This window comes from Facklamia sp. P12950, assembly GCF_050409465.1.
Classification (GTDB): domain Bacteria; phylum Bacillota; class Bacilli; order Lactobacillales; family Aerococcaceae; genus Facklamia.
Genome location: NZ_JBNUPK010000002.1, coordinates 169,008 through 186,609, shown reverse-complemented (window position 1 = coordinate 186,609; position 17,602 = coordinate 169,008). Strand labels below are relative to the sequence as shown.

Below are 17,602 nucleotides of genomic sequence, written 5' to 3'. Positions count from 1 at the left end.
AATTTTTATAGGTAACGCTTAGGAGGAACGGGTAGAATGTCAGAGTTTGTTGAGAATAATGAAGTAAATGAAGAAGTAGAAGCAACGGAAGAGGTTGAGACTACTCAAGTAGAAGAAAGCAATGGTTCAGAAACTATTGAAACAATGGAAGATGCTTTAGATAGTGTCTTAGATATTAAAAGTGGCGATACCGTTTACGGTGATGTTTTAGCTTTTGATGAAAATAATCAAGTACGTGTAGCAATTAAAAACAGTGGTGGATTAGAAGGGGTTATCCCAGCTAACGAACTAGCTGCAACACGCGTTGAAGATCCTACTGAAGTTGTAGCAATTGGTGATGAAATCGAATTAGTAGTTATCAAGCCAATCCAAGATAAAGAAAATGGCAACTTCTTATTATCTAAAAAACGTGTCGATGCTAAAAAAGTATGGGCAGAATTAAAAGAAAAATCAGAAAATGGCGAAACAATTGAAGCACCTGTTAAAGATGTTGTTAAGGGTGGTTTAGTAGTTGACGCTGGCGTTAGAGGATTTGTACCAGCTTCAATGGTAGAAGATTTCTTTGTGGATGACTTCTCACCTTATAAGGGTCAAACATTAGAGTTCAAGATTATTGAAATTGATGAAAACGACAACCGTTTAATCTTATCTCATAAAGAAATTGCACGTGAAAAACGTGAAGCTGAACGTGCTCAACGCATGGAAGAATTAGAAGAAAATACAATTGTAGAAGGTAAAGTAGCTCGTCTAACTAACTTCGGTGCTTTCATCGATTTAGGTGGCGTTGACGGATTGGTTCACATCAGCCGTATCGCTCACGAACACGTTAAACATCCAAGTGATAAATTAACTGTTGGTGAAACAATTGAAGTTAAAATCTTGTCAATCGACAAGGAAGAAGGACGTATTTCACTTTCAATCAAGGATACCTTAGAAGGACCTTGGGAAAATATTGAAGAAAAAGCACCAGAAGGTTCTGTACATACAGGAACTGTTAAACGTTTAACTAACTTTGGTGCCTTTGTGGAAGTATTCCCTGGTGTTGAAGGTTTAGTACATATTTCTCAAATTGCTCATGAGCATATTGAAACTCCTCAAGATCGTTTAACTGAAGGCCAAGAAGTTGAAGTGAAAGTTCTTTCAACAGATGCAGAAGCTCAAAGATTATCCCTTTCCATTAAAGCTTTATTAGACAAGCCTGAAGGTTACGAAGAGCCAGTTCGTCGCGAACGTCAAGAATCAAATGATTCAGATCGTCCACGTCGTCCAAGAAGAAACCGTAATACAAATAATCAAACAGCTAACCGTTCTAACCAAGCCCGTCAAAACACTAACTCAATTAATGATGCAGCCAATGAAGGAAGCTTCACATTGGGTGACATGTTAGGCGATGCATTCAAGTCTTTACAAGACGATGCTGAGTAATCGATTCTAATAACATTACTTACTCCAATTGTTTCTTCCATTTTGCTGATTAGCTTAATGGAAGAAACAATTGGTTTTTAATTTATGGAGGTGAAAGTATGGAAATACCAGTAGTGGCTATTGTGGGCCGACCGAATGTCGGTAAGTCCACCTTATTTAATCGCTTAATTGGCGATCGTCTTTCGATTGTAGCCGATTATGAAGGGGTGACACGTGACCGAATCTATGCTACCGGATCATGGTTAGGTCGTGAATTTCGACTGATTGATACCGGTGGTATCGATATGAGTGATGAACCCCTCATGCATAAAATTAAATATCAAGCTGAAATTGCAATGGAAGAAGCCGACGTTATTATTTTTATGACCTCAAGTCGAGAAGGCGTCACCGATGCGGATGAAGCCATAGCCCATTATTTACACCGCACCCACAAACCGGTGGTTTTAGCAGTCAATAAGGCGGACAATCCAGAACAAAGGCAGCAAGTCTATGAATTTTATGCTTTAGGTCATGGCGATCCCTATCCCATATCGTCTTCGCACGGAACCGGAACAGGGGATTTATTAGATCAATTAGTATCTCACTTTCCAGCCGATAGTCCGGATGCAGATGATCGCGAACGCATTCGTTTTTCTTTTATTGGACGGCCAAATGTCGGCAAGTCTAGCCTGGTTAATGCCTTATTACAAGAAGAACGTGTGATTGTATCCAATATTGAGGGAACAACCCGTGAAGCAGTCGATACCGATTTTGTTAGTCAATCTGGACGCCATTTTACAGCAATCGACACAGCAGGTATTCGTAAGCGAGGCAAGGTTTATGAAAATACCGAAAAATATTCTGTCATGCGAGCCTTATCAGCCATTGACCGTTCAGACATTGTCTGTCTAGTAATCGATGCAGAGACTGGCATTCGTGAACAGGATAAGAGGGTAGCAGGATACGCTTTTGAAGCCAATAAGGGCATGGTTATTTTAGTCAATAAATGGGATGCCGTCGATAAGACCGACAAATTATTTGAGAAATTTACCGATGATATCCGTAACGAATTCCAATACTTATCTTTTGCGCCCATTCTTTTCGTTTCTGCCAAGACGGGCCAACGTTTAGAGAAACTACCGGCTATTTTGGAAGAAATCTATGAAAACCGCTATCGTCGCATTCAATCTTCGGTCTTGAATGATGTTTTGATGGATGCGATTGCCATGAACCCTACACCCACTGATAAGGGACGTCGGCTTAAGATTTATTATATGACTCAAGTGGCTGTCAATCCACCAACCTTTGTCGTCTTTGTTAATGATACAGAATTAATGCACTTCTCTTATGTAAGATTCTTAGAGAACAGGATGCGTGATTCCTTTTATTTTGACGGTACACCGCTCAATCTAATTATTCGTAATCGAAATTAAGAGATAGGAAGATTTTGTTGTAAAATCAAGGTCAATTCGTTGTCTTAACCTTGATGTTATGTTATTCTATACAAGAAATAATCAACAGATGATTATTTTCCAATCTATAGAAATAAAGGAGGAGATTTATTAATGGCAAATAAAGCAGAATTAGTAGAACGTGTAGCTGGAAAAACTAACTTAACAAAGAAAGATGTAACAGCCACTGTTGAAGCATTATTCGAATCAGTTCAAGAATTTTTATCTGAAGGTGAAAAAGTTCAGATTATTGGTTTCGGAACTTTCGAAGTTCGCGATCGTGCAGCTCGTAAAGGACGCAACCCACAAACTGGTGAAGAAATTGAGATTGCAGCCACTAAAGTTCCTGGCTTCAAAGCTGGTAAAGCTTTAAAAGAGGCAGTTAAATAATTAAGCATTAGATTGGTGATGAAAGTTTCTGGCTTTCATCACTTTTTTATTTAGCAGTCTTTATCCTCTAATAGTAATATGAAAATAGATTCAAAGGGATGATCTATTTGGTTGTCTTTGTCTAGCATGGTATAATAGGCTAGACATGGAGGGAACCAAAATGGATAATTTTTTCAGCTTAATGGAGTCTACTAATCAGATTGAGGAGCAATATAAGCTCTTTAAACGCCATTTAAAAAGAATGGATGGAATGGATGAAGCTTTTTTAGCGCAAATATTAGACCGAATGGCTTTTTGGGGTCAATCAGGCTACCGACATCTGCAGATTCAAGCTTATGAAGCTCTTTATCAAAAATTTCCGTCCTCAGTGTTAGCTTTTCTTTTAGGGTATAGTTATTCCGCAGTTAGTCAATATGACAGGGCTTATCAATGGTTGGATAAAGTCGATAAGCAAGACTTGGGCCTAGAAGGTCGCTTATTGCTAGCGGATGTCAATCTTAAGCTAGGACACTTAAATGAAGCGCGCAAAGAATTACAAGCTATCATTAACGACCATCCAAGAGATTATCGAGCTTATCATCAAATGAGTGAATTCTATCGCATGCAGGCTATTAATGAAAAAGCAATCTACTATCTTGAGACCTTAATGGAATATTTTATCTCAGAGGATGATTCTTTAAGGCGCCAATGGCGAACAGATCTCTTAGCCCTTTATTTAAGTAGTGAGAGAATCGACACTGAAAAAATCAGTGCATTATTTGATCAAGATAATGAAGATTTGACGATTGAAACAGCTGATGAATGTTATTTATTGGCGCATTTTTATGCCCAAATTAATGATTTCAATCGATCAAATCATTTCTGCGAGTTAGGCCTTCAAATCGATCCCGACCATTTTGAATTAAGACTCTTACAATTAGAAAATTTAACCTATCTACAAGAAACTAGCCGATTTGCCAATCAGTTAGATCAACTACTAAAAAGCCTACCTCCATATGATGGAGTGGTTATGGATTGCCTGCGTTTGGCTGATCGAATGGGAGTCTTTACAGCCAAGCTCATTCAATTATTGGAGGATTACTACCCTTTATTGGATAATGCTGAGGATCAATTCTTAGTTCTCTCGGCCTATGTGGCTTATTATCTTGATCAAAAAGACTATCAACAGGCAAACTTGTTTATGGAAAAATTTGATTTACAAGCCATTGACGAGTCACTCTTGGCCTATTTAAAAGGCAAAATCTTATTTCATCAAGGACAAAAAGAGCAAGCTAAGGCTTATTTAGATCTAGCATGGGATCAACAAGTTCTTGCTAAAGATTTACCTGACATGATCCAGCAATTGTCCAATCTCTAGTCAATCTTAAAAACTCATGAGGGAGGTAAGACCATGGAAAATATTCAAGATAAACACTTATTTTTAAATTGGATGATTCTCAACCATCCTCATCCCAATCGCGAGATAATGATCTTTTTAGCCTATTTACAAATGAGGCCTAGTGAGCTGCAATGGGTTGAGTTTTCGCATGATGTCATCTATGCTCCAAGAGGAATAAAGATATCCTATCCCCCCTTGCAAGAGCCCCCCTTGGTCTATTATAAAGAAGATTATATCTACCATCAGATTGATCAAGCCTTTCACGATTTCCGGTTGAACTCACTTAAAAAGGGTCAAAGCTTTTACATAGAGTTTGATTTAGCCGATTATCAACTAGAGGCGATGCAAAGAGGTCTTTTAAAAGAAAATCCATTTGTCCCCATCCAAATGAAGGCTTTAGATCAAGTCAATCAAAGCTTACATCAAATTAGTCGCCAAGCTTATAAACAAATGATCATGGAAAAGATTGACGGTGCGTTAGAAACAAATAATTACGATCAAATTGAGCAATGGCTTGATCAATTTCAATCCGGTTTGGAGTGATAGCATGCAAATATCTTTAGAGGATTCGCTTTTTCAAGCGTCTATTCCTGTATTAAAAAAAATTGAGTCTCATGGCTATGAGGCTTATTTTGTTGGAGGGGCCATTCGCGATGTGCTATTAGAAAAATCAATAGGGGATATTGACATTGCGACTTCCGCCTTTCCTCAAGAAATTCAAACCATCTTTCCCAAACACTTTGATGTAGGCATCCAACATGGCACCATTGTGGTTTTATATCAAGGAAACTCTTATGAAATAACTACTTTCCGTACCGAATCGACTTATTCGGATTATCGAAGGCCCGACCATGTAGAATTTGTCAGAAATCTTGAGTTAGATACTCTGAGACGAGATTTCACGATCAACGCCATGGCAGTAGACGCCAAGGGCAATTTATATGATTTTCATGGGGGCTATCAAGATTTGAAAGATAAGTTGCTGAGGGCTGTCGGCGAGCCATTGGAACGTTTTCAAGAAGATGCCTTAAGAATCATGCGTGGCATTCGTTTTGCCTCTCAGTTAGGCTTTCAATTAGAAGAAAAAACTTTCCAAGCCATGTGCCAATTAGCTAGCAATCTGTCTAAAATTTCCATTGAACGCATCCGCATTGAATTAGAAAAGATGATGGCAGGGTCTTATTTAACACAAACCATTTCATCCTTTAAAAAGGCTAAGCTAGACCAAGCTTTCCCTCAAGCCAATCAATTTGATTATGTAGAAGGTTTGACTTACTTGGTAAATCAAACAACAGGACAAGCAGGCCTTAGTCCACTTATCACTTGGTCCTTGCTATTAAAGGGAATGGAAATTAATGATGAAAAGACTCAAAGACACTTGATGAAGCAGTGGACCTTATCTAATCGTTTAATGGATCAAGTAGTCGCTTTTTTAAAGCTTGACCATGAAATTAGCCAGCAGACCTTCACCATCGAAACCGTCTATGGCTATGCTCAAGAAGTGATTGATCAAATGAATACTTATTTAGAAATCACTGATCAAATGGCTACCAAAAAAGAAATAGAAGCTTTAATAAGTAATTTACCTATTAGAAAGCGGCAAGAACTAGCCATTAATGGTATGCAAATTATGCAAGCACTTAAAATGACAAAAGGCGGGCCGTTGATTGGACAATTGCTCGATCAAATCGAAGCAAAGGTTATTAGAGGAGAATTAACTAACCAAACCGCTGCCATTATTGACTGGCTCAAAGACCAATAAATATATTAAAAGAGAGGAGGGACTTCATGAAATATGCCATCGTCGACCTCGAATCAACCGGACCACGTCTAGACAGTGGAGACCGAATTATTCAAATTGGGGCGGTTCTTATTGATCAAGGTCAAATCATTGGTCAATATGAAATGCTGATTAATCCTGAACGTGAGGTCCCACAAAACATCCAACAATTAACCGGTATCTCACAAGAAGAGGTTGATCAAGCACCTCTTTTTGAATCAGTTGCAAACTTATGGTTCAAGCGTTTAGAAGGTTGTCTTTTTGTAGCGCATAATCTCAACCATGACTTGACCTTTATGCAACACCATTTCCAAGCGTGTGGCTATGATTTTAACCCTTTGGCCATTGATTCCGTCAAGTTAGCTAAAATTATCTTCCCTCAGGCCACAGGATTCAATTTAACAGATTTAAGCTTCTATTTAGACATTCCCTTTAACCAGGCACATCAAGCTTTAGCAGATGCCAAAATAACCGCAAAAATATTAAATGCGATGGCTAGCAAGTGGATGCAACTGCCTAAAAAGACACAAACCCTCTTATTGGATTTAGCTCAGGCTTTAGATAAGCAGGAAATTATTTTCTTTCAACAACCGCAGCAATTCATACTCAATCAAGCAGCAGACACTCAATTAGATAAAAAACCACCATTTGATCAAGAAAATCTTCTAAGTACGAAAGCAAAAGCTCAAATTAATTGGTTGTTAGAAAAAATGCAGACTACAAATCGATTAGTAGTAGAAGGACAATGGCGGCCAATTGATCCACTAGTGGTAAAATATTGGTTGCTTGAAGTTTTAGCTAAAAATAAGTCTTCGCTGGTATTAGCTGTTTCTAGTCAATCGGCTCTCGAAGAATGGGCTACTTTCTTCAAGCAAGAAGAAATCCCTTTTTCTTACTTATTGAGACCGAGTCAATATTTACATTTAGATCATTTTAAACGCTACCTTGATCAAGTGGTGATTTCTCAATTAAATCAGCAAGAAATTTTAGTGATTGCTTCAACCTTAGTCTGGCTAGAAGAGACCCAAACAGGCTTACTGATGGAAATGAACCAAGAATTGAAGATTAGCGATCAAATTAATCGCTTTAATCATGGGCTTTATCCGAATTATCGAGCCTCCTATTTTTACCAAAAAGCTTTATCCAATCATGATAAACAAGCAGTAGTACTGACTCAAACCAGCTATTTGATGGAAGAAGCGAGTCAAGAGGGCAGTTTTAGTAAACAGCAGCTCCTAGTGTGTGATAATCTCAGTCTATTAAGCAGACAATTGTCCTTTTTCCACCAAATTCAGTTGGCTTATAGTCAACTCTTAATTTTGTGCCAACAAGTCTTGGATATCTTATATCATCAGGATCGAACGCATGCTGCTATTCAAGCTTCAATCTTAAGAATGGATCATTTAATTATTCTAATCCGGCAAGTATTGAATCTTTTAGAAAGTGAAATTCTAAATCACCACTTCCGAGCGGTTGAGCGGGAGTCCAGCAGAGAAGTCAAGGTGTCCTTGTCAACTACTCGAGCTATCTTAAGCATTCAACAGCAAATGCATAAGGCTTTAAAAACACTGCTTCAAGAACAAGCATTAAAAGATCTTTTAGCAAGCAAGCCACATCATCTTAAGATAAAAATGCTGCACCTACAGGCCTTTTTAAATAATTTAGATAACTTTCAAGCTAAAATTAGTCAGTCCGAAGGTTATTTAACTATTCGTGTCAGCCAAATAGAAGATCGTTATTATCAATTCCAACTGACATGGAAACCCATTCGTTTAGTTCAAGAATATCAACATGCCTTTGAAAGCTTTCAACAAGTCTTACTCTTTAGTCCAGGGGATCTGCATTTTCGCTTAAATAGCGGGAGTTATTATCAGTTAGGACTCGATCTATATAACTACTTGCAATTACCACAACCAATGGAAAAGTTAGTCATTGACGTACCATTCGATTGGATTGCTAAAAAAAGTCAAGATTCTCAAAGAAATCAAGAGCAAGGTCGCTTAATCGGTGAAAACTTGCTTGAAAGCATTGAAGCTGATCAGCTGCCACCCTTAAGTCTGATTATTGTAAACAATCGCCAGCAAGCTATTGATGTTTATCGCCAAATAAAAGGCAAGTTAAAAGATCAAGAACAAGTTCGATTGTTGGGTCAACATGTATCTGGATCCTTAAATAAAATCAGACGGTTGGCTATGGATGATTGTGATACCATTTTAGTCATTCAATGGCAGTCGCTCTTAAATGAAAACTGGCTGTTAGATAAGCGACCTTGCCATATATTCTGGCTACGCTTACCTTTTAGATCGTTAGAAGATGCTTATATTTTAGCATTAGCAGACCACTTGAATCTGCCGTTCGAACTAATCTTTGATCACTTATTAATCGATCGAATGCTAGTCGATTTTGCCATTGCTTTCGACTATTTAGACCGCCACTTTAACTGTCAAAATTTCTGTTTGTTAGACGATCGTGTCTTTACCAAATATTATTCTAAAGAAATCAGACAGAAGCTTGAACATCTGGTAGAATTTAATTTACAATAAGGAATAGAATATTTTAGAGGGGAAGCATAGAAACTTATGAGTAAACGGACAGTTTCAATCTTGACATTCATCACCTTGTCAATCATGATAGCCTTATTAGCTGTTTTTATGAAAAGTCAGACAGCTTATAACTTGGCTCAAGAAGAAGCAATCGCTTTAGTGACATATGATTATGCGGTAGAAAAGGTTAATAATTTTTATTGGACCACCGTTGATCAAGCAACCTTCGCTCTTGATTTTTTTGACGAGAATAATCAGCAACACTATGCTATTATTGAACGAGAAGGTGGAGACATTCATTACTATTCAGTGAACGAATTATTTACTGAAGAAGAAGCAAAATCCGTGACAGCTAGCCAAATTGAAGAGCCAAAGATTATGCAAGCTCGCTTAGGTCTTTATCAATCGGAACCTGTCTGGGAAATGACTTTAAAGAATGACAACAACACCATCACTTATTTTCTACTCTCTGCCAAGACCGGCAAGTGGATTCAAACCATATCAAACATATAAGTAGGAGGAAAATAAATGGAAACTATCACAATGAACCAAGCGGCATCACACTTAAACCAAAAAGTACAAATTAACGCTTGGTTAACAAACAAACGCTCTTCCGGTAAAATTGCCTTTTTACAACTACGTGACGGCAAGACTTACTTCCAAGGAATCGTCTTAAAAGCTGAAGTGGGAGATGAAGTATTCGATACTGTTAAGAGCTTGGGGCAGGAATCAAGTCTAAAACTAATCGGAACTGTTCAAGCTGACGACCGTTCTGCTTTAGGCTATGAACTTTTAGTTCATTCAGTGGAAGTGATCGGCGAAAGTCATGACTATCCAATTACACCTAAAGAACACGGGACAGACTTTTTAATGGATCACCGTCATTTATGGTTGCGTTCTAGTCGCCAGCATGCCATTATGCAAATTCGTAACGAAATTATCCGTGCAACTTATGAATTCTATAATGACCGTGGCTTCATTAAGATTGACCCACCCGTTCTAACTGGGTCAGCACCGGAAGGAACCACTGAACTGTTCCACACTAAGTATTTTGAAGAAGATGCTTATCTTTCTCAATCTGGTCAATTATATATGGAAGCAGCCGCTATGTCCTTTGGTAAAGTCTTCTCATTCGGACCAACTTTTAGAGCAGAAAAATCTAAAACTCGCCGTCACTTGATTGAGTTCTGGATGATGGAGCCTGAAATGGCCTTTACCGACCACGAACAAAGCTTAAAAGTCCAAGAAGAATATGTGGCTTACTTGGTACGTAATACGATTGACAACTGCAGCATGGCCTTGGAAACACTAGGGCGTGATATTGATGTGCTTGAAAAGTATACTCAAGTTCCTTATCCACGTATTGAATACACTGAGGCCGTTCAATTATTAAAAGATAATGGTTTTGATGATATTGAGTGGGGCGATGATTTCGGTTCACCACACGAGACTTTTATTGCTAACCAACATGAACAACCAGTCTTCATTGTCAACTGGCCACGCTCTATCAAACCTTTCTATATGAAAGTCAATCCTGACAACCCAGAAACCGTTTTATGTGCCGATATGATAGCGCCAGAAGGTTATGGCGAGATTATTGGTGGTTCACAAAGGATCGACGATTATGAGACTTTAGCAGAGAATATTAAGGCCTTTAATTTAGATCTAGCCGTTTATGCCTGGTATCTCGATCTAAGAAAATATGGTAATGTGCCCTGTTCTGGTTTTGGTTTAGGTCTTGAAAGAGCTGTTGCTTGGATTTCTGGTATTGAACATATCCGTGAAACATCACCATTCCCACGTTTGTTAAACCGTCTCTACCCATAAAAAGTAAGGAGTTGGACCAATGGCAAACTCAGTTTACGATTGGATGAAAACGGGTTACACCATGGTACCGAATCTTTTGATTGATCACTTTGGTCAACTAGGCCTTAATTCAAATGAATTTTTATTTATTACTTATCTCTTGAAGCAAATTAATCAGTCCCAATCTGCAGATACTATTATAAACTTATCCAATCAATTTGCTTGGGAGAGTGACCTTCTCTACGAAACACTCAATTCCTTGTTAGATAAGAACTATCTTAATATTGAATTAGTACCAGATGAAGAGGGTAAACAAACGGACCATTATACCTTGCGTCCCTTGTTTGATAAGTTAGATCAATTAGTGGCTGACCAAAAAACAAGTCAGACAGAAGCTCTGTCCAATAAACAAGTTCAAGCTGACCAGAAAGTTAAGGCCGGACAATTGATTCAAGTCTTTGAAGAAGCATTCGGCCGTTCACTTTCAAGTGTAGAATTAGAAACGCTCTACCAATGGATTCAAAAGGATGGTTATCAGCCAGATCTAGTCTATCAAGCACTTAAAGAAGCGGCTATTCGTCAAGTCTTTAATCTAAAGTATATTGACCGCATACTGCTGAATTGGCAAGAACAAAACATTCATACTGTAGATGAGGCTATAGTGGCAAGCAAGCAATACAACCACCGTAATCAAAGTATTCAATCAGAAAAACCCAATCAAACATCCAAATTTAAAATACCCATTTTAAAATGGCATAACAAGGACTAAAGAACCCGCCTAGCTGATCGGTGAGATTTATCGAACAGCTAGGCTTTATTTTGTACAAATAAAAGCTTCATCTTCCTATATAGGGAGGATGAAGCTTTTGAATAGGAGCCTAAATTTCTAAGGTCCGCCAATACTTTCGACAGTATTCAGATTGTCTTCTGGATCAGATGGATTAGGATCTGGAGCCAGAGTCGTTTCGCTAATTTCTAAGGTAGTTTCTTCACTAGTAGTCGTTTCTTCGACAGATAAATCAAAGGTAATAATTAATTGATCAGAGGCAGAATGGCCATCGACAATGCGTAAGCCTAATTCATAATAGCCAGGAGCAGGTGCTGGAACTTTAAATTCAGTATCTGTTCCTGAATAGACGATTTCACCATTCAGTCTTAACTCAAAGCTAGCTTGAATGGTTAATGGTTCCCACTTGGCTTCAATTTCTTCAGTCTCTTCATTGTACTCCGCATCGAAACCACTTGGTGAAGCTAATACTTTATAAACAGGTGAAATCTGGGTCGGTTGACTACCTTTTACAAAGAGTTCATTTGACCGCATATTGGCAGGTGTTTGGGGACTTGGTTTTTGCAGTGGCTGGGTATATTTTTCAATTTCAGCTACTTCGACCGAGTCTGGTTTTTGCCAATCAGCTATCGGGACTTCTTGCATCAGATATTGAATCATCTGGCTGTAAATCAGCTGTGGAATAAGTGAATCCTGATAGCTCAATTGATTACCAGCCTTATAAGGATCATCATAGCCCACCCAAGTGGCAATGGCATATTGCGGTGTAAAACCAGCATACCAAGCATCGGGTGCAGCAAAACTTTGTGGATCAATGCCAATTTCCGTTCTTTGTTGGTCGGAATAGTTGGTTGTTCCGGTCTTACCAGCATGGTAGAGACCATTGACGCCTGCTTTTTCAGCAAAGGTTCCAGGAACACCCTTTAAGATATCCACTAACATATAAGCAGTAGAGTCTTTCATAGCTTGACGACTTTCCGCTTGGAATTCTTGAATGGTTCCTGCTTGAGTAACGACTTTGTTAACGGTATAGGGTTTATGATAGTGACCATAATTAGCAATAGTCGCATAGGCAGCCGATAATTGAATGGGCGTCATTTCACCCCCAATGGCATTGGATTCGACTAATTCGCGTTGGTTATTGTTCTTAATATTTATATCCATCTTTTGTAGGAAGGAATAAGACTTGTCTAAGCCCACTTCTTGTATGAGTTTCAAGGCCGGAATATTACGTGAACCTACTAAGGCTTCTCTAAGTGTTTGTTTTCCCTTGTAGTCTCTATCATAATTATAAATTTCATCCCCCGAGGTATAAGTGTAAGGTTCATCAACGACCGTTTGGCCAGTTGAATAATTGAGGTATTCAATCGCTGGTCCATAATCGGCTAACGGTTTCATAGTGGAACCGATACTGCGGTTAAGGGTGGCTGTGCGGTTAAGTCCCATAGCCACTTCTTGGTTACGTCCACCGGATAGGGCGGTGAGCTGTCCATTATCGACATTGATGATAGAAACAGCTGTTTGCATTTCATCATTAGGGAAGAGATTGCCATTAGCATCTTGAACCGTTTGATAGAGATATTTTTGAGCGTCTATATCGAGATTGGTGTAAATTTCTAGACCATCTGTATAGACATTTAAGTTCATTTTATCTTGAACTTCTTGAGCGACGACATCGATATAGGCATCGACTATTAAGTCCATTTCACTAAGGGTGTCATCATTTAAAGGAGACAGCATGGAAGCCACTGGAATAGCCACAGCTTCATCATATTGAGCCTGACTAATCATTTGACGTTTGAGCATGACCTGTAAGACCGTATCCCGACGCTCTTGGGCGACTTCAGGATAAAGATAGGGATCATACTGCGTAGGGGCTTGCGGTAATCCAGCCAAAAGAGCAGCTTCTGCTAGAGTCAGATCTTTTAAGTCTTTATCAAAGAAAGACCGAGCAGCTGTTTTAGCCCCATAAACATTGTTAGAATAAAACAATTTATTGAGATAGAGAGAGAGGATTTCTTCTTTGGAATATTCTTGCTCCAACTTCAAGGACAACCAAGCTTCTTGGGCCTTTCTTTCTAAGGTTTGATCTTCAAATTTAGTGGAAAAAACCGATAATTTGACCAACTGTTGAGTAATGGTAGAACCACCTTGGCGAATGTCACCCGCTCTAAGGTTGGCTATGGCCGCCCCTACAATTCGGATAGGGTCAACTCCTTTGTGTTCCATAAAGCGCGCATCTTCAATGGCTAAGACCGCTTGTTTTAAGACTTCAGGGACTTGATCGGCTGTCATTAGATCGCGGTTCTTACCACCCAGGGTCTTGACCAAATTACCTCTATTATCAAAGACTTTAGAAGAGACTTGACCAGTTAAATCGTCTTGGTCAATCTCAGGGGCTGACATGGCATAATAAGTAAAGAGACCAGCACCAGCTATTAAAGTAAGTAGACCTAAAGACAGGCCTATTATGACAATGCGCTTGAACCAGGTCATGAAATTTGTTTTTGATCTCTTAGGGGGATGTTGTTGATGATATTTTTTTCTTTCTACGCGACTTCCTGTCACCATATTTATTCCTCGTTTCTATTAGAGACTTTTTATTTGGCTTCTTCTAAGTAGGCATCCAAGGCACTTAAATAATCGACTGAAATAGGAAATTTGCCTTGGGGACAAGCATAAGCATGGGCTTGAATAAAACTATAAGGGATGCTTTGCTTTTGGTTTTTTTGCAAGAAATTTTCAAGCAGGGGATAGGGAATCAGATAGATTGCATCGTGTACCCTAAAGTAGATCAACAAAAAGACGATGCCTCCTTGCTGGAAGCAAAGCTTCATATGTTCGATTTGATGGTCATGTAAATTGGATAAAGGGAAAGAGGTCTTGTTACGCGTTTCCTTAGTCTCAAAGTCAATATACCTGCCCAGATAGACACCGTTATAGTCAGTGGTAGAGGCCTGACGAAAATAGGCTTCAGTAATACGGGCGGCTGATCGTTTGGGGTAATCGACTTTGACAATCTGCACTGGTGTTGGCTTTTTATGAATGACCGCCAGTTGCCGGTTTAAATAATAAGCATTACTCTGATTGATCATTTCTTCAAAGGACATCCCTCGACTACCGTATTGTGTTTTTTGTTTTGATGTTATTTCTTTCCTTTTAAATTTAAAACGCGGACCTTGTCCTGCAGGATAATTAAACATGGACTCACTCCTCAATAAGTCTTATTATAGCGAATTTTTAGTCAGATACCTAGTTTAAATTCAGACTTATTCTAAGACCTAGTCTAACAACAAAAAATGAATTTTATTAGACTTTATTGGTAATATTGATTTGGTGTTTACAAAAGCAGGGAATTTCGTTAAAATGTATGGGTATGTAAATTATATACTAGTCTTGGAGGAAGAATAATTATGACAACTAAATTTGAAAAAAGCTCTATCAATGAAGGAGTTTTAACATTTGAAATTCCAGTAGAAGATATCAACAAAGGCTTAGATAAAGCTTACAATAAAGTACGTAAAAATATCTCTGTACCTGGATTTCGTAAAGGGAAAGTACCACGTCAAATCTTCAACAATGTTTATGGTGAAGCTTCATTATATGAAGAAGTATTAAACCAATTAATCCCAGGCGCCTATCAACAAGCTGTGGAAGAAGCAGAGATTGAAGCGGTTACTCAACCTGAAATTGATATTGAATCAATGGAAAAAGGGAAGCCATGGGTTATAACTGCCAAAGTTACCTTAAAACCAGAAGTTAAATTAGGTGAATACAAGGGCTTAACAGTAGAAAAACAAGACCGCCAGGTAAGCGATGAAGATGTAGAAAAGCGCTTAGAAGAAAAGCGTCAACAATTAGCAGAATTAGTTGTTAAAGAAGATGCAGCGGTTGAAGGCGATACTGTCGTAATCGACTATGAAGGTTTCCGCGACGGGGAACCATTCGAAGGGGGTAAAGGTGAAAACCACTCCTTAGAATTAGGTTCCAATTCATTCATTCCTGGCTTTGAAGATCAACTAGTAGGTGCTAAACCTGGTGATGATGTAGAAGTTAAAGTTACTTTTCCTGAAGAATACCATGCGGAGGAACTGGCTGGTCAAGACGCTATGTTCAAAGTGCGTGTTCACGAAGTAAAAGCAAAAGAATTACCAGAATTCGATGATGAATTTGCTAAAGATGCAGATGACGAAGTAGAAAGCTTGGACGAATTGCGTAATAAAGTACGTGTTCAATTAGAAGAAGAAAAAGAAAAGCAAGCTAAAGAGGTCATTGAAGATTTAGCATTACGTCAAGCGGTTGAAAATGCTGAAATCGTCGAAATGCCTGAAGCAATGGTTCACGAAGAAATCCACCGTCAAATGGATCACTTCTTAAACAACTTGAAGCGTCAAGGAATTAACGAAGATCTCTATTACCAAATTTCTGGTAGCTCTCGTGAAGATCTCCATGAACAGTTTGCAGAAGAAGCAGACCTAAGAACTAAAACGAACTTAGTCTTAGAAGCAATCGTTGCAAAAGAAAAGATTGATGTCAATGAAGAAGAAGTTAATAAGGAAATTGAATTATTAGCCAGTCAATACGGAATGCCAACTGATCAAGTGAAACAATATGTGACTGAAGATATGTTGAAGTCTGATATTCGCTTGAAGAAAGCCATGAGCTTAATTGTTGACTCTGTTGAAGAAAAATAGGATACTAAAATAGAAGAAATAACAAAAGAGGGATCGCAACAGTCTGATTTTAAAGTGACTTTTGCGTCCCTTTTTAGTCTTATTTAAGTAAGTAAGACCAAAAAGGAGGAAACATGGGAAAGACTACAAATATCAATGATTATTACTGCTCGTTTTGTGGTAAATCACAAGATGAAGTCGATAAGATTATTGCTGGACCAGATGTTTTCATCTGTAACGAATGTGTTGATTTATGCCAATCAATCATTCAAGAAGAGATGCGCTTTGAAAAAGAGCAAGAACCAGTTAAAGTGTTAAAACCGCAAGAGATTGTTGATCAACTAAACCAATATGTGATTGGCCAAGATCAAGCTAAGAAATCTTTAGCCGTGGCAGTTTATAATCATTATAAGCGCATCAACTTTAAAGCCCTTGATGACGATGATGTCGAATTGCAAAAGTCTAATATCTGTATTATCGGTCCGACCGGTTCGGGTAAAACCTACTTAGTCCAGAGCTTGGCTCGCATTATAAATGTTCCTTTTGCCATAGCGGACGCTACCACCCTAACCGAAGCAGGCTATGTGGGGGAAGACGTTGAAAATATCTTACTGAAATTAGTACAAGCTGCTGATTATGATATTGAACGTGCTCAAAAAGGGATTATTTATGTGGATGAAATCGATAAGATTGCACGAAAATCTGAAAACACCTCGATTACCCGTGATGTTTCAGGTGAAGGTGTCCAACAAGCTCTACTTAAAATTTTAGAAGGAACGGTAGCCAATATCCCACCTAAAGGAGGGCGTAAGCACCCTAACCAAGATTATATTCAAATCGACACCTCGCAAATTCTCTTTATTGTAGGTGGAGCCTTTGCTGGCATTGAAACTACGATTAAAGAACGTTTAGGCTCTAAAGTAATTGGTTTTGGTACGGATACTCACCGACAACATAGTGATGAGAATATCATGCAATTAGCCAGTTCAGAAGACTTGCTTAAATTCGGCTTAATTCCCGAATTCATTGGACGATTGCCCATCTTAACGGTCTTGGATCAATTATCACAAGAAGATTTAGTCAGTATCTTAACCCAACCTAAGAACGCTTTGGTTAAACAATACCAACGTCTTTTAGAAATGGAAGATGTCAAACTAGAGTTTGAAGAAGCGGCCTTGGAAGAAATTGCTCACCAGGCTATTATTCGCGACACTGGAGCGCGTGGTTTAAGGTCAATCTTAGAAAACACTATGTTAGATATTATGTTTGAAGTACCACAAAGAGAAGATATTTCACGCATCAAGGTCACAAAAGACACGGTATTGGGCAAAAGTCGCGCCACTTATTATAATAAGAGTAATCGCAAGATAAGCAAATAAAAAATGGGGTA

General features: G+C 38.5%; 14 protein-coding genes. 12 read left to right on the top strand and 2 right to left on the bottom strand.

Annotated elements, in window-relative coordinates; translation table 11 throughout:
- The first annotated feature begins 144 nt into the window (after nt 1-144).
- From rpsA to ACQV2Q_RS02805, 10 genes are all read left to right on the top strand, one after another.
- Nucleotides 145-1,425: a 30S ribosomal protein S1 gene (gene rpsA / locus ACQV2Q_RS02850; protein ID WP_428874828.1), complete on the top strand. Its 1,281-nt coding sequence runs from the start codon at nt 145-147 to the stop codon at nt 1,423-1,425.
- A gap of 98 nt (nt 1,426-1,523) precedes the next feature.
- Complete coding sequence (der, locus tag ACQV2Q_RS02845) at nt 1,524-2,837, top strand: ribosome biogenesis GTPase Der (protein WP_428881864.1); 1,314 nt, start codon at nt 1,524-1,526, stop codon at nt 2,835-2,837.
- Between the two features lie 132 nt (nt 2,838-2,969).
- The gene (locus tag ACQV2Q_RS02840) at nt 2,970-3,245 is read left to right on the top strand and encodes an HU family DNA-binding protein (RefSeq protein WP_428873710.1); all 276 of its coding nucleotides are present in this window, start codon (nt 2,970-2,972) and stop codon (nt 3,243-3,245) included.
- A gap of 160 nt (nt 3,246-3,405) precedes the next feature.
- Nucleotides 3,406-4,602 carry a tetratricopeptide repeat protein gene (locus ACQV2Q_RS02835; RefSeq protein ID WP_428881862.1) on the top strand — a complete coding sequence of 399 codons (1,197 nt, stop codon included), beginning with the start codon at nt 3,406-3,408 and terminating at the stop codon, nt 4,600-4,602.
- A 33-nt stretch (nt 4,603-4,635) separates the two neighbouring features.
- Nucleotides 4,636-5,166: a YpiB family protein gene (locus ACQV2Q_RS02830; RefSeq protein WP_428873708.1), complete on the top strand. Its 531-nt coding sequence runs from the start codon at nt 4,636-4,638 to the stop codon at nt 5,164-5,166.
- A 4-nt stretch (nt 5,167-5,170) separates the two neighbouring features.
- A complete protein-coding gene (locus ACQV2Q_RS02825; protein WP_428881860.1) occupies nt 5,171-6,385 on the top strand; it encodes a CCA tRNA nucleotidyltransferase in 1,215 nt (404 codons plus the stop codon).
- 26 nt (nt 6,386-6,411) lie between these two features.
- Nucleotides 6,412-8,946: a 3'-5' exonuclease gene (locus ACQV2Q_RS02820; RefSeq protein ID WP_428881858.1), complete on the top strand. Its 2,535-nt coding sequence runs from the start codon at nt 6,412-6,414 to the stop codon at nt 8,944-8,946.
- Nucleotides 8,947-8,982: 36 nt separating this feature from the next.
- The gene (locus ACQV2Q_RS02815; protein WP_428881856.1) at nt 8,983-9,459 is read left to right on the top strand and encodes a hypothetical protein; all 477 of its coding nucleotides are present in this window, start codon (nt 8,983-8,985) and stop codon (nt 9,457-9,459) included.
- Nucleotides 9,460-9,474: 15 nt separating this feature from the next.
- On the top strand, nt 9,475-10,773 hold the full coding sequence (asnS, locus tag ACQV2Q_RS02810) for an asparagine--tRNA ligase (protein ID WP_428881855.1): 1,299 nt from the start codon (nt 9,475-9,477) through the stop codon (nt 10,771-10,773).
- 19 nt (nt 10,774-10,792) lie between these two features.
- A complete protein-coding gene (locus ACQV2Q_RS02805) occupies nt 10,793-11,521 on the top strand; it encodes a DnaD domain-containing protein (RefSeq protein ID WP_428875889.1) in 729 nt (242 codons plus the stop codon).
- Nucleotides 11,522-11,638: 117 nt separating this feature from the next.
- On the opposite strand, the gene ACQV2Q_RS02800 is transcribed toward ACQV2Q_RS02805, so the two are convergent.
- The gene (locus ACQV2Q_RS02800; RefSeq protein WP_428881853.1) at nt 11,639-14,110 is read right to left on the bottom strand and encodes a transglycosylase domain-containing protein; all 2,472 of its coding nucleotides are present in this window, start codon (nt 14,108-14,110) and stop codon (nt 11,639-11,641) included.
- A gap of 29 nt (nt 14,111-14,139) precedes the next feature.
- Nucleotides 14,140-14,742, bottom strand: coding sequence for a Holliday junction resolvase RecU (gene recU / locus ACQV2Q_RS02795; RefSeq protein WP_428875887.1), 603 nt, complete (start codon nt 14,740-14,742; stop codon nt 14,140-14,142).
- Nucleotides 14,743-14,952: 210 nt separating this feature from the next.
- Between recU and tig the strand changes: the two genes are divergently transcribed.
- Complete coding sequence (tig, locus tag ACQV2Q_RS02790; RefSeq protein ID WP_428881851.1) at nt 14,953-16,233, top strand: trigger factor; 1,281 nt, start codon at nt 14,953-14,955, stop codon at nt 16,231-16,233.
- Between the two features lie 113 nt (nt 16,234-16,346).
- Nucleotides 16,347-17,591, top strand: a complete 1,245-nt coding sequence (gene clpX, locus ACQV2Q_RS02785) for an ATP-dependent Clp protease ATP-binding subunit ClpX (protein ID WP_428881850.1) — start codon at nt 16,347-16,349, stop codon at nt 17,589-17,591.
- Nucleotides 17,592-17,602 lie beyond the last annotated feature (11 nt).

What these genes read in the sequence shown, in the direction of transcription:
- rpsA (WP_428874828.1), top strand. Translation starts at nt 145, where the DNA reads ATGGAAGATGCTTTAGATAGTGTCTTAGATATTAAAAGTGGCGATACC.
- ACQV2Q_RS02815 (WP_428881856.1), top strand. Translation starts at nt 8,983, where the DNA reads ATGAGTAAACGGACAGTTTCAATCTTGACATTCATCACCTTGTCAATC.
- tig (WP_428881851.1), top strand. Translation starts at nt 14,953, where the DNA reads ATGACAACTAAATTTGAAAAAAGCTCTATCAATGAAGGAGTTTTAACA.
- ACQV2Q_RS02840 (WP_428873710.1), top strand. Translation starts at nt 2,970, where the DNA reads ATGGCAAATAAAGCAGAATTAGTAGAACGTGTAGCTGGAAAAACTAAC.
- ACQV2Q_RS02830 (WP_428873708.1), top strand. Translation starts at nt 4,636, where the DNA reads ATGGAAAATATTCAAGATAAACACTTATTTTTAAATTGGATGATTCTC.
- der (WP_428881864.1), top strand. Translation starts at nt 1,524, where the DNA reads ATGGAAATACCAGTAGTGGCTATTGTGGGCCGACCGAATGTCGGTAAG.
- ACQV2Q_RS02835 (WP_428881862.1), top strand. Translation starts at nt 3,406, where the DNA reads ATGGATAATTTTTTCAGCTTAATGGAGTCTACTAATCAGATTGAGGAG.
- ACQV2Q_RS02820 (WP_428881858.1), top strand. Translation starts at nt 6,412, where the DNA reads ATGAAATATGCCATCGTCGACCTCGAATCAACCGGACCACGTCTAGAC.
- recU (WP_428875887.1), bottom strand. Translation starts at nt 14,742, where the DNA reads ATGTTTAATTATCCTGCAGGACAAGGTCCGCGTTTTAAATTTAAAAGG.
- ACQV2Q_RS02825 (WP_428881860.1), top strand. Translation starts at nt 5,171, where the DNA reads ATGCAAATATCTTTAGAGGATTCGCTTTTTCAAGCGTCTATTCCTGTA.
- ACQV2Q_RS02805 (WP_428875889.1), top strand. Translation starts at nt 10,793, where the DNA reads ATGGCAAACTCAGTTTACGATTGGATGAAAACGGGTTACACCATGGTA.
- ACQV2Q_RS02800 (WP_428881853.1), bottom strand. Translation starts at nt 14,110, where the DNA reads ATGGTGACAGGAAGTCGCGTAGAAAGAAAAAAATATCATCAACAACAT.
- asnS (WP_428881855.1), top strand. Translation starts at nt 9,475, where the DNA reads ATGGAAACTATCACAATGAACCAAGCGGCATCACACTTAAACCAAAAA.
- clpX (WP_428881850.1), top strand. Translation starts at nt 16,347, where the DNA reads ATGGGAAAGACTACAAATATCAATGATTATTACTGCTCGTTTTGTGGT.